The sequence below is a fragment of the Microbulbifer pacificus genome, assembly GCF_033723955.1.
Lineage (GTDB): Bacteria > Pseudomonadota > Gammaproteobacteria > Pseudomonadales > Cellvibrionaceae > Microbulbifer > Microbulbifer pacificus.
In genome coordinates this window covers 3,721,801-3,734,380 of the sequence record NZ_CP137555.1, presented here as the reverse complement: position 1 = coordinate 3,734,380, position 12,580 = coordinate 3,721,801, and the positions used below count along the sequence as shown (strand labels likewise).

Annotated in this window: 11 protein-coding genes; 2 read left to right on the top strand and 9 right to left on the bottom strand. The window is 57.3% G+C overall.

Going from position 1 to position 12,580, the window contains the following annotated elements; genetic code table 11:
- Nucleotides 1–13 precede the first annotated feature (13 nt).
- From R5R33_RS15865 to R5R33_RS15830, 8 genes are read right to left on the bottom strand one after another with little or no spacing between them, the layout of a single operon-like run.
- Complete coding sequence (locus tag R5R33_RS15865; RefSeq protein WP_318953675.1) at nt 14–1,195, bottom strand: acetyl-CoA C-acyltransferase; 1,182 nt, start codon at nt 1,193–1,195, stop codon at nt 14–16.
- 25 nt (nt 1,196–1,220) lie between these two features.
- Nucleotides 1,221–2,147: an SDR family NAD(P)-dependent oxidoreductase gene (locus R5R33_RS15860; protein ID WP_318953674.1), complete on the bottom strand. Its 927-nt coding sequence runs from the start codon at nt 2,145–2,147 to the stop codon at nt 1,221–1,223.
- Between the two features lie 46 nt (nt 2,148–2,193).
- Complete coding sequence (locus tag R5R33_RS15855) at nt 2,194–2,652, bottom strand: MaoC family dehydratase (protein ID WP_318953673.1); 459 nt, start codon at nt 2,650–2,652, stop codon at nt 2,194–2,196.
- Between the two features lie 48 nt (nt 2,653–2,700).
- Nucleotides 2,701–3,495 carry an SDR family NAD(P)-dependent oxidoreductase gene (locus R5R33_RS15850; protein WP_318953672.1) on the bottom strand — a complete coding sequence of 265 codons (795 nt, stop codon included), beginning with the start codon at nt 3,493–3,495 and terminating at the stop codon, nt 2,701–2,703.
- 2 nt (nt 3,496–3,497) lie between these two features.
- Nucleotides 3,498–4,274 (bottom strand): SDR family oxidoreductase, encoded by a 777-nt coding sequence (locus tag R5R33_RS15845; RefSeq protein ID WP_318953671.1) that lies wholly within the window; start codon nt 4,272–4,274, stop codon nt 3,498–3,500.
- A 31-nt stretch (nt 4,275–4,305) separates the two neighbouring features.
- Nucleotides 4,306–5,355: a phosphotransferase gene (locus R5R33_RS15840; protein WP_318953670.1), complete on the bottom strand. Its 1,050-nt coding sequence runs from the start codon at nt 5,353–5,355 to the stop codon at nt 4,306–4,308.
- Entirely contained in the window at nt 5,356–6,570 is a 1,215-nt protein-coding gene (locus R5R33_RS15835; protein WP_318953669.1) for an acyl-CoA dehydrogenase family protein, read from the bottom strand.
- Between the two features lie 48 nt (nt 6,571–6,618).
- Nucleotides 6,619–7,290, bottom strand: a complete 672-nt coding sequence (locus tag R5R33_RS15830) for a histidine phosphatase family protein (RefSeq protein ID WP_318953668.1) — start codon at nt 7,288–7,290, stop codon at nt 6,619–6,621.
- Nucleotides 7,291–7,487: 197 nt separating this feature from the next.
- Between R5R33_RS15830 and R5R33_RS15825 the strand changes: the two genes are divergently transcribed.
- Together R5R33_RS15825 and R5R33_RS15820 are read left to right on the top strand one after the other, a co-directional pair.
- A complete protein-coding gene (locus R5R33_RS15825) occupies nt 7,488–8,381 on the top strand; it encodes a LysR family transcriptional regulator (RefSeq protein WP_318953667.1) in 894 nt (297 codons plus the stop codon).
- Between the two features lie 172 nt (nt 8,382–8,553).
- Nucleotides 8,554–10,602, top strand: a complete 2,049-nt coding sequence (locus tag R5R33_RS15820) for an oxidoreductase (RefSeq protein WP_404810374.1) — start codon at nt 8,554–8,556, stop codon at nt 10,600–10,602.
- 113 nt (nt 10,603–10,715) lie between these two features.
- On the opposite strand, the gene R5R33_RS15815 is transcribed toward R5R33_RS15820, so the two are convergent.
- On the bottom strand, nt 10,716–12,029 hold the full coding sequence (locus R5R33_RS15815) for an MDR family MFS transporter (RefSeq protein ID WP_318953666.1): 1,314 nt from the start codon (nt 12,027–12,029) through the stop codon (nt 10,716–10,718).
- Nucleotides 12,030–12,580 lie beyond the last annotated feature (551 nt).

Genomic DNA, 12,580 nt, shown 5'->3' with positions numbered 1-12,580 from the left:
GATCTTCGGCTTGTTATACAACTTCGAACAGTCCGGCTGCACCCATACCGCCACCCACACACATGGTCACCACCACATACTTCACGCCGCGGCGCTTACCTTCGAGCAGTGCATGCCCCACCATGCGTGCGCCACTCATTCCATAAGGGTGACCGATAGAAATAGCACCGCCGTTGACATTGAGTTTGTCGTTGTCGATGCCGAGCTTGTCACGGCAATACAGCACCTGGACCGCAAATGCCTCGTTCAGCTCCCACAAACCGATGTCGTCCATTTTGAGGCCAGTGCGGGCCAGCAGTTTTGGAATCGCAAATACCGGACCGATGCCCATTTCGTCGGGCTCACAACCTGCCACCGCCATGCCGCGATATATACCCAGCGGGTTCAGGTTGCGCTGTTCCGCCAGTTTGCTGTCCATCAGCACCATGGCAGCAGCACCGTCGGAAAGCTGCGAGGCATTCCCGGCGGTGATTACGCCGTTGTCGCGCACCGGATTCAGGCTGCGCAGTCCTTCAATCGTGGTGGACCGGCGGTTGCCTTCGTCGAGAGACAGGGTGACCTGCTTCTCGGACTGCTCACCGGTTTCCTTGTCCACCACGATCATGTTGGCAGTGACCGGAATGATTTCGTCAGCAAACAGGCCGGCCTGCTGCGCGGCGGCGGTGCGCAGTTGGGATTGCAGCGCGTACTCGTCTTGAAGATCACGACTGATACCGTAGCGCTGGGCCACAATTTCCGCAGTATCGATCATCGGCATATAAATGGCCGGGTGCATTTCCAGTAGTGCCGGATCGGCAGCACGGAACATATTCATGTTCTGATTCTGCACCAGGGAAATGGACTCCATGCCACCGGCAACGACGATGGGCGAGCCGTCGTTGGTAATCTGCTTCGCCGCAGTGGCGACCGCCATCAGTCCGGATGAGCACTGGCGGTCGATGGTCATACCGGCAACGGTGGGCGAAAGTCCCGCGCGCAGTGCCACCTGACGTGCCACATTGGTGCCGGTGGTACCCTGCTGCAGCGCCACGCCAAAAATACAGTCGTCCGCTTCGCCGGCCTCGACACCGGCGCGCGCAACGGCGGCGCGAACCGCGTGGGCACCGAGGCTGGCGCCGTCCAGATTATTGAATGCGCCGCGGTAGGCTTTACCAATCGGCGTGCGCGCGGTGGAAACGATCACAGCTTCTTTCATGGCCAATTCTCCCTATTTTCCCGGCTCAGCCGCCGAGCTTGATGCCCAGGCCCTGGGCAGCTTTCTGCAAAAATTTCACCGTCTGGTTCAAACCGCCCACCAATTCCTGCTGGCCTTTTTCATCGGCAATGGCATCCAGATTGGCGAGCACGTTTTCCGCGGTCTGTTGCTCCGGCGGCAGGTAAATGCCCTCGGTTTCAAGGATGCGCGCCCGGGCAAAAGCACCCGCACCCGCACAGAGAATAAAGCGATTCGGGGCATCCTCGGCCACCAGGGCGACCAGCCCCGCAGTTACGGATTCAGGGGTCAGCAATTCCAGCGCTTTAGGGTCGGGAATAATGTCTTCCGTCATACGGGTGGCTGCGGTGGGTGACAGGCAGTTCACCTTGATGCCGTACTTTTCGCCTTCCAGGCACAGGGTATTCATCAATCCCACCACGCCGGTTTTTGCAGCGCCGTAGTTGGACTGGCCAAAGTTTCCGTACAGGCCGGAAGAAGATGTCGTCATCACAATACGACCGTACAGCTGCTCGCGCATGATTTCCCATACCGCTTTGGTGCAGTTCACGCTGCCCATCAGGTGCACGTCCACCACCAGCTTGAAATCGTCCATGGGTGCCTTGGCGAAGGATTTGTCCCGCAGGATACCGGCATTGTTCACCAGAATATCCACGCGACCCCAGCGTTCTGCTGTCTCTTTCACCATTTCCTGAATCTGCAGGAAGTCGGTGACGTTGGCACCGTTGGCGATGGCCTCACCGCCGGCGGCGATAATTTCCTGCACTACCGATTCCGCGGCGGTAAGTGAGCCACCGGAGCCATCACGGGCGCCACCGAGGTCGTTCACGACCACCTTGGCACCACGACGTGCCAGCTCCAGTGCGTGGGACCGGCCGAGGCCATTGCCGGCACCGGTGACGATAGCCACTTTACCTTCGAACGAAATAGACATGGTTCTCTCCATTAACGCTTGTTATTTTTAAATCATCTTTTGCAGATCACACAAACTGCATGACCAGCCACTCGGCAATCAGCGCAGGTTTGTCCTGCCCTTCGATCTCTACCGTCACTTCCAGCTTTAACTGGAATTGCCCCGGATTTTTTTCGAGGACATCCAGCAACTTGGCGCGGGCTCGCACGCGCTGGTCCACTTTTACCGGGCTGATAAAACGCACCTTATCCAGACCGTAGTTCACTCCCATTTTTACCCCATCCATCACCACTTCCAGCTGCTCAGCGAAGTAGGACAACATGGACAGCGACAGGAAACCGTGGGCGATGGTGCTGCCGAAAGGGGACCTGGCAGCGGCTACCGGGTCCACATGGATAAACTGGTGGTCCAGGGTGCAATCTGCAAACGCATTGATACGCGCCTGATCGATCTGGAACCAGTCTGTGGCCTGAGTTTCGCTGCCGATAGCACTGGCGCAATCGTTAGGGGAAATAATGATTGGCATGTGAACTCCCTCTCTTTACGTCGTTAGAAATTATTCAGTCATTGCAAATTAAAAGGCGGAAACTCCACCGTCTACCGCCAGGGTCTGCCCGGTGACATAAGTGAGCGCCGGTGAACACAACATCAACATGGCACTGACCACTTCCTCCGGTTTTCCCAGTCTCTTCATCGGGCAACCGGAGGCCAATTGCGCGTGCACCTGATCCACAGTGGCACCCTCTGGTGCCTGAATATCGGTAACCATCGGGGTCAGGGTGTAAAAAGGGCAAATGGCGTTGACGCGCACATTGTGACGGGCGTATTCCACCGCTGCAGTGCGGGTCAGCCCCACCACCGAATGTTTGGCAGCGGCGTAGGCAGCCACCTTGGGGGCACCACCAAGGCCGGCCATGGAACTGACATTCAGGATTACTCCACTGCCCTGGCTGCGCATCACCTTGAGCTGGTGCTTCATGCCGAAGAAAACGCCCTTTACATTCACCCGGTGCTGCAGGTCGAGGGTTTCTTCATCCACCTCTTCAAAATATTGCATGGGCGGAGCGATACCGGCGTTATTGATGGCGATATCCAGGCGGCCAAAATTTTCCCGCGCCAGTGCCACCATGGCAGCGCAGTCAGTTTCGGAGGAAACGTCACAAGCCATTGTCTGCACTTCAATACCCTGTGCGGTGAGCTTGTCTACCACCAGCCCCAGACCTGCCGCGTTGATATCCCCCAAAACCAGACGCGCACCGCGGCGGCCCAGCTCTTCTGCAGCCAGGGCGCCAAAGCCGCTGGCAGCGCCGGTAATGAGTACCACGTTGCCGGTAAAGTCCAGCATCGGGTCCCGCATGAATTCCGCCATACTCAGAGTCCTCCACAGGAGGTGAGTCCGCCATCCACCACCACGCATTCACCATTGGTGTAACTGCTGGCATCAGACACGAGGTACAACACAGTGCCGGCCATTTCTTCCGGTTCCGCATGACGGTGCATGGGAATATGGCCGATGGCGGTGTTGTAGATTTCCTCGTGGGAGAACAGTGCACCGGCAAATTTGGTCTTGGTGAGGCCGGGCAACAGCGCATTGACCCGAATATTGAACTGCGCGCATTCCTTGGCAAACGCTTTGGTCATATTCACCACTGCGGCCTTGGTAATGGAGTAAATACCCTGCCCAACTCCCGGCTGCAGTGCGTTGATAGAAGCCGTATTGACGATGCAGCCACCACCGTTTTCGCGCATCAGCTTGCCCGCTTCCACCGACATGAAGAAATAACCGCGAATATTGACCGCCACGGTCTTCTCGAAGGCACCGATATCCGTATCGAGGATATGTCCGAAATAGGGATTGGTTGCGGCGTTGTTCACCAGAATATCCAGCTTGCCGTACTTGCTGCGAATATGGCTGAATACCTGTTCGATATCTTCCATATTGCCGATGTGGCAGGGCACGGCTTCGGCCTTGCCGCCCGCATCATTGATGGCATCGGCTACGGCCTGGCAGCCCTCGATCTTACGGCTGGAAACCAGCACATGGGCCCCCTGCTCCGCCAGCAGTTTTGCAATTGCCTCGCCGATACCGCGGCTTGCTCCAGTTACCAGGGCGATTTTTCCGGTCAGGTCAAAAAGATTGGTCGCCATAGAGTTTTCCTCAAAATCGTTTGATGTTTTATTACTGTTCTTGTTCGATGACATTCAGTGCAAGCGTGGCCAGCGGACCGACGAAAGCACCGAGCTTTGCCGCATTTTTACTGGAGGCATTACCGTCGTGGGCACGCTTGGCTACGCCCTGGATGATGGCGGCGAGACGGAAGAAACTGAACGCGAGATAGAAGGCCCAGTTATCGATGCGCTCGATACCCATACGCTCGCAGTAGCGGGCCACATACTCCCGCTCAGTGGGAATGCCGAGGCTGTGACGATCCACCCCCATAAGCCCCGAGATATTGCCGCTATCCGCAGGCATGCGCAGTTGCATGCACTGGTATGCGAGATCCGCAAACGGGTGTCCCAGAGTGGAAAGTTCCCAGTCCAGCACCGCGATGGCGCGGGATTCGGTAGGGTGAAACATGATGTTGTCGAGGCGATAGTCCCCGTGTACCAGGGAAACACGGCCATCATCCGCCGGCAGGTTTTCACCCAGCCAAAGGATCAGCTGGTCCATGGCAGTGATGGGCTGTAGTTCCGATGCCCGATACTGTCCCTGCCAGCGCTCAAACTGCCGCTCGAAATAATTACCCGGGCGCCCGTAATCGGAAAGCCCCACCGCATCGATGTTGACACTGTGCAATGCGGCCAATACCCGGTTCATTTCCTCGTAGAAAGCAGCGCGCTCGCTGTTGTTCAGCTCCGGCAATGCGGCGTCCCAGAAAATCTGCCCCTCGCAATATTCCATCACATAGAACATGGAACCGATGACATCGCGGTCTTCACACAGGTGCAGCACCTTGGGCACGGGTACGTCACTGCCGGCGAGTGCCTGCATTACCCGAAACTCCCGGTCTACCGCATGCGCAGATTTCAGCAGTTTCCCCGGCGGCTGGCGGCGCAGCACATAGGTGCCCGCGCCGGTCTGAATTTTGAAGGTGGGGTTGGATTGCCCACCGGAAAACTTGCTCGCCTGTACCGGGCCATCAAAGCCCGGGATTTTCCCCTTCAGGTAAGCGGACAACTTTTCCGTATCCAGCTGATCCACTGCGGCAGGGTTTTTTACCTCTGACATTCAACCCACCTCCGCTGCATAAGCCGCAGCCAGGTTGCGTCCCAACTGCATCATGTGCACCTGGTCCGGACCGTCGGCGAGACGGATGGTACGCGCATAAGCGTAGGCCCGCGCGAGATTGAAGTCCTGCCCTAGGCCCGCAGCGCCGTGAATCTGGATGGCGCGGTCGATGACATTGCACGCCATTTGCGGAGCGACAATTTTGATCATGGCTATCAGGTCTCGCGCTGCCTTGTTGCCGTAGCGATCCATCTGGTCGGCGGCTTTGAGGGTAAGCAGGCGCGCCTGTTCAATTTCGCAGGCGGACTTGGCAATATCCTCGCGCACGGAACCCTGCTTGATCATGGGGCGACCGAACACCACGCGGTTTTCCGCCCGTGCGGACATCATTTCCAGCGCACGCTGGGCCTGGCCGATCAGGCGCATACAGTGGTGGATGCGACCGGGACCAAGGCGACCCTGCGCAATTTCAAATCCGCGACCTTCGCCGAGTATCAAGTTTTCCGCCGGCACCCGCACATTGTCGAAAATGATTTCGCCGTGGCCTTCCGGCGCGTCGTCGTAACCGAACACCGTCATGGGGCGAATTACTTTCACCCCGGGAGTATTCATCGGTACCAGTATCTGGGATTGCTGGCGATAGCGGTCGGGGCTGTCGGGCGCGGTCTTGCCCATCACGATCATGATTTCGCAGCGGCGGTTCAATGCGCCGCTGATATAGAATTTGTGGCCATTGATAACGTAATCGTCGCCATCGCGCACGATTTCCGTTTCGATATTGGTGGCATCACTGGAGGCCACTTTTGGTTCGGTCATGGCGAAAGCCGAACGGATTTCCCCCGCCAGCAGCGGCTTCAACCAGCGTTCCTTCTGCGCATCCGAACCATACTGGGCAAGCACTTCCATATTGCCGGTATCCGGCGCACTGCAATTGAAAATTTCTGAGGAAAACAGCACACGGCCCATTTCCTCCGCCAGCGGCGCGTATTCCAGGTTGGTCAGCCCGGCACCGTGTTCGCTGCCCGGCATAAACAGGTTCCAGAGGCCCGCATCCCGCGCCTTTTGTTTCAGCTCTTCCATAATCGGCGGTTCGCCCCAGCGGTCCTGCTCCAATTGCTCCCAATACTGGGATTCAACCGGGACAACCTCTTCCGCCATAAACTGTTTCAGGCGCTGCAGCAGGTTCTGTACTTTCGGGGAATATTCAAAATTCATGTTTTCGCTCTTGCTCTTTTCTGGCGCTGGTATCTGGTACTGATTTGATTAGCTGTAGGTGATGAACTGTCGACGTTCGCGGTTATCGAGATGCGGCAGGTGGTTGAAACTGTGCAGGCTCACACCGCTGCGGCCGGCAAAAAAATGACTGACCGCGGTATTTTTTATCTGCATGTTCAACTGGGTCACGCTGCTTGAGGGCGCACCCAATACCTGCCGCACCATCATGGCGATGGCGCCGCCGGAACTCACCACCAGGGTTTTGCCACCGCGCGCGCCGGCGGCGAGCACCCCCACTATTTCCTCGATACGCTGCTCGAACTGCTGCCAGGATTCCGCCGCACTTATTTCGCCGGCCGACCATGCGTGCATGGCCTTTTTCAGAAAGCGGTAGTAATCCGCACGCTCCGCATTTGCACTCGGCGCCGCCTGCGGATTTTTTTCGCGGTAGGCACTCATCACCTGTTTAAAATCAAATTCATTGAGCTGCGGTAATTCCTCCACACTGTGGCTCGCAAGCCCCAGCCCCTCACAGATACCTTGCGCGGTTTCGCGGTGCCGCTGCAGATCACCACTGACTATGTGATCGAACTGCAATCCGTCCTCTGCCCAATGCTCCCCGAGCCAGCGCGCCTGCTGCCAGCCGAGTTCCGATAACTGGTCGTAGTTATCGCTGCCAAATGACGCCTGGCCATGGCGCACTACAAATATTTCCGGCACTGCCGTTCTCCCGTGGTTGGCAATGTAAATGAAGGGGTGATCGTTGCGAATTACGTCTCGGGTTATTCACTCTTTCAGTCCTGTGAGGGATAAAGCTATCGATTCCTTATGAATCATCAAAGTTTATTATGTAAATATTCAATCATTCACCATAGTGATACCATTGCGGCCGATTCCGGCGAGAGGAAAAAGTGACCATGCAGTTACAGCAGATTGATATGAACCTCTTCCCGGTGCTCGATGCCATCTACAACACCCGCAATCTGACGCGCGCGGCGGAGCGCCTGCATATCACCCAACCCGCCGTGAGCAATGCCCTGGCGCGCCTGCGCCGCGCACTGGACGACCAACTGTTCACCCGCACCCCCAGTGGAATGAGTCCCACACCACTGACAGAGAGCATCATGCCCAAGGTGCAACAGGCGCTGGCCCTATTGGGCAGTAGCGTGACCGGACACCACCGCTTTGAACCCGCCAGCGCGCACAAAACCTTGCGGGTTTCCATGAACGATATGGCGGAGACACTGGTGTTGCCGCAATTGCTGGAGCATCTGCACGCGGTGGCCCCGGGGGTCAGCGTGGAGTCTTACTATGTGCCGCGGGACCAGTTGGTGAAGGAGCTGGCGGCCAACAGCCTGGACTTTGCCCTGGATATTCCCATGGTCTCCGCCACCCAGCTCAACCAGCAGCGTCTTGTAGCAGACAGATACCAGTGCATGGTGCGCCCGGATCACCCGCTGGCAGGCGCCTCCAGCCTTACCCTGGAGCAGTATCTGGGGCTGGAGCATATCCACGTTTCCAGCCGCCGCAGTGGCCCGGGGATCGCGGATATTGCACTGAACAAGCTCGGGCGGCGGCGCAAGGTGAAACTGCGGGTGCAGCACTACCGGGTGGCACCGCTGGTGGTATTGAAGACCGACCTGGCACTCACGGTACCGGTCAGCCTGGCCCGGCAGTACCCGGCGAAGTGCTTCGAGCTGCCGTTCCAGATACCGCAGATGGATTGGCACCTGCTGTGGCACCGCAGCCAGGATGACGAAGGCGCCAACCGCTGGCTGCGGGAACAGGTGATAGAAATGTTCGGCAGCTGACGTTTGCCCGGATCAGGAGATGGGAAGGACAGAAGAATCGGTCGGAATGGTCAGTGTCACCCGTTTCCCGGGCTTGGTATCCTTGGTCCACACTATGCAACTTTTTGCATAGCTAACCTTGACAGGCGAAACCCAACCGGCACCCGGTGAACCAGCACGGGAGCCATACAATATGAGAATGACCACCATGTCACAGCAGCCTTACCCACACCTGCTCGCCCCGCTTGACCTCGGCTTCACCACCCTGAAGAACCGCGTACTGATGGGCTCCATGCATACCAACCTGGAAGAGCATCCCGGTGGCTTTGCGCGGCTGGCGGCCTTTTACGGGGAGCGCGCCCGGGGTGGCGTGGGCCTGATCGTCACCGGCGGTATCGCACCCAACGAGGAAGGCGGGGTTTTCCAGGGATCGTCAAAGATGACCACGGCGGAAGAAGCCGCGGAGCACCGTGCTATTACCGATGCGGTACACCAGGAAGGCGGCAAGATCTGCATGCAGATCCTGCACGCCGGCCGCTATGCCTATAACCCCAATCTGGTAGCCCCCTCTGCCATCCAGGCGCCGATCAACCCGTTCACCCCGCGAGAACTCAGCGATGCGGAAGTGGAGCAGCAGATCGAAGACTATGTGCGCTGTGCCACCCTGGCCCGTGAGGCCGGTTACGACGGTGTCGAGGTGATGGGTTCCGAGGGCTACTTCATCAACCAGTTTATCGCCGCGCGTACCAACCACCGCGATGACCGCTGGGGCGGCAGCTTCGAAAACCGCACTCGTCTGCCGATCGAAATCGTCAGCCGTATCCGCAAGGCGGTGGGCGAGAACTTCATCATCATCTACCGCCTGTCCATGCTGGACCTGGTGGAAGGCGGCAGCGACTTTGACGAAGTGATTACACTGGGCCAGGCGATCGAAAAGGCCGGCGCCACCATCATCAATACCGGTATCGGCTGGCACGAGGCGCGGGTACCCACCATTGCCACCAGCGTGCCGCGCGCCGCATTCAGCGACATCACTGCCAAAGTGAAGCAACACCTGAGCGTGCCGGTCATCACCAGCAACCGCATCAATATGCCGCAGGTGGGCGAGGACGTACTGGCCGCCGGCCAGGCAGACATGATTTCCATGGCGCGCCCGTTCCTCGCGGATGCCGAGTTCGTCAACAAGGCGGAAGAAAACCGCGCGGACGAAATCAACACCTGCATCGGTTGTAACCAGGCCTGCCTCGACCACACCTTCGAGCTGAAACTCACCTCGTGCCTGGTGAACCCCCGCGCCTGTCATGAAACCGAACTCAACTACCTGCCGGTGGCAGCGGCGAAGAAGATCGCCGTGGTAGGTGCAGGCCCTGCAGGCCTCGCCGCCTCCACCGTAGCGGCCGAGCGCGGTCACCAGGTCACCCTGTTCGAAGCGGGCGACAAGGTCGGCGGCCAGTTCAATATCGCCAAACAAATTCCGGGTAAGGCCGAATTTGAAGAAACCCTGCGCTACTTCAAGCGTCGCCTGGAAATCACCGGCGTGGAAGTTCGCCTCAACACCATCGCCACCGAGGAAAACCTTGAGGGCTTTGACGAGGTGATTATCGCCACCGGTATTTCCCCGCGCACCCCGCCCATCGAGGGTATCGACCATGCCAAGGTACTGACCTATCTGGATGTGCTGAAACACAAAAAGCCGGTGGGCAAATCCGTAGCCATTATTGGCGCCGGCGGTATCGGCTTTGACGTAGCGGAATACCTCACCCACAGTGAGGAGCATGCCAGCGAACTGATCGCCAGCAGCAAGCAGGAATTCTTCGACGAGTGGGGCGTGGATATCGAGCTGGAACACCGCGCCGGTCTCAAACCCCAATTGCCGGTAACCAGCCCGCGGCAGATCTTCCTGCTGCAGCGCAAGGCCTCCAAAGTTGGCGCCGGCCTCGGTAAGACCACCGGCTGGATTCACCGCACCAGCCTCCAGCACCGCAAGGTGCAGAGTCTGGCGGGGGTCAGCTACGAAAAGATCGACGACCAGGGCCTGCACATCCGCGTGGGTGACGAGCAGAAGGTTCTCAATGTCGACAACGTGATCATTTGCGCCGGCCAGGAGCCGCTGCGTGCACTGCACGATGCCCTGCAGGCGAAGGGTCAATCCAGCCACCTGATCGGGGGCGCCTTCGAGGCCGCAGAGCTGGATGCCAAGCGCGCTATCGATCAGGGCTCCCGCCTCGCGGCTGGCCTGTAACGTAACTAACTGGATGATCAGGATGCCCACAGGGCATCCTGCTCTCTAGAGGTTTCGATCAAGGCGGCAATCAACCCGGAACAAATCCGCCAGCATTTTTTAGACGACTACAGCTATGTGTTCGCCGCTTCCTCTCCTGCGTTGGCTGGCACTGCCGCCGGTCCAGACACACGCTCGAATTGGCTACTGAACCGATACAGATACAACACCACACCGCACAGCAGGAACGTTCCCCAGTACAGCGCGGATCCCCCCAGCCACTCAATCACAAAGCCCCCCACCAGCGGTGCACTTGACCACCCGAAGGTATAAAACGAAGTAGCGCCAAAATAACTCCCCCGCAAATGATCGGGAGCCATTCGATCTACCTGGATGCTCATCGTCGGGAACAAGATTGTCTCTGCAACACTCACTACAAAGGCGGCTCCCAGCCAGCCATAGAACCAGTGAACCGGATTGATCGCGAACCACACCTGTCCCGCTGCGAGAACAAAAATCCCAATAATGATCCGATGGTTGACACTCAACCCACCCATCAATTTCAGCAATGGAAACTGCAACAGAATAATCGTGGTGGCATTGACCAGGATCATGCTGGAAATCAGCTGTATCAGCCCCGGTGCACTGCTCTGAGTAAGATACTGCACCAGACTGGAATCCATATGCGCGTAGATGAACAGCGTGAGGATATTGGCAAGCACTACGATCAGAAAAGCCCTATCCCGGTGTAAAACCCGCAAGGTTGCCCGAAAACTTGTCGCAGGATTTCTTTTTACCTTCGCCGCCAGCCCGGATTTTGTATATCGGAATGCCCACACAAACCCGAGACACAGAAACAGGTAACTCGCTGCGGTGAGGCTGAAAGTGGACTGCTGGGCGCTGAGGCCCGCCCAGACACCGACAATTGGCCCAAGTGCCGCCCCCACATTGATCAGGAAATAACGGAACTGCAGCGCAAGTTCGCGGCTTCTCTGTTCCGGAATCAGATCACCAAACAATGCACTGGCCGGCGCCTCCCAGATCGCACGACCGATTGAGCAAAGCGTAATGGAGACAATAAACGCCGACAGCGAATCCGCCAACGCCAGCAGAGCAAACGCGCAGGTATTGATCGCCGTACCCAAAATCAGGAGGTTACGCCGACCGTAGCGATCAGACAGGGTACCTGCATAGAACCCGAGCAGGGTTGCGACCATCGCAGACACACTGAGTATGAGACCGATATTTGCCGGACCCAGGGCGAATTTTTCGTGCAGCAGAATAGCCAGGAACGGCCACACCATAAAGTAGGTGCCGCGTCCAAAAAAACTGCCCACCAGAACAATCCATATCAAAGGCGGTAAGTTGTAAAGCGATTGCCACCACTGCCTGTCCATGCCGATTTCTCCCAATTTGACGGCAAAAAAAAACCCGGAGGCCAAGACCATCCGGGCTTTTCCTGGGGGGTCTTGGTGAAACCCTCCAGAACACACATTTTGGTAATCTGTCAGGTAATCATGCTGCGCACTCGAATGGCCACGGCGGAGCAATGCATGGAAACGACCAGGCACTTACATAGGTTTTCAGCGAGGTTTTGCGCCGATACAGCAATCACGCCAATCACTTCAGACAAAGCAGAATCCGCCTTGGTTGAGACGCGTTTGGAGGAGTGAGGTACGCAGAAGCGCACACAGGTAGCCGATGCCAGCATTACCTGCTGCCATCGGTGGCCTGAAAAATTAGTACGCTTTAACTGGAGGTTCATTTGAATCTGTACTCGGTGATGCCGAATAGTTTCCGATGTTGTTTCCGAATATTCTCTAGCTACCCGGCCAACATCAATTCATTGGATGATTGACAACAAGGTTTCAATCATATCCGACTCAACATTCCACGCAACCGCTATTTAACGGGTTTTTCGCATTTTTTCGCATGGTAATAAATTGGTCATAGAAGTACTCAACCTCCACCGATATGACAGCTTCTATACTGATTGGTG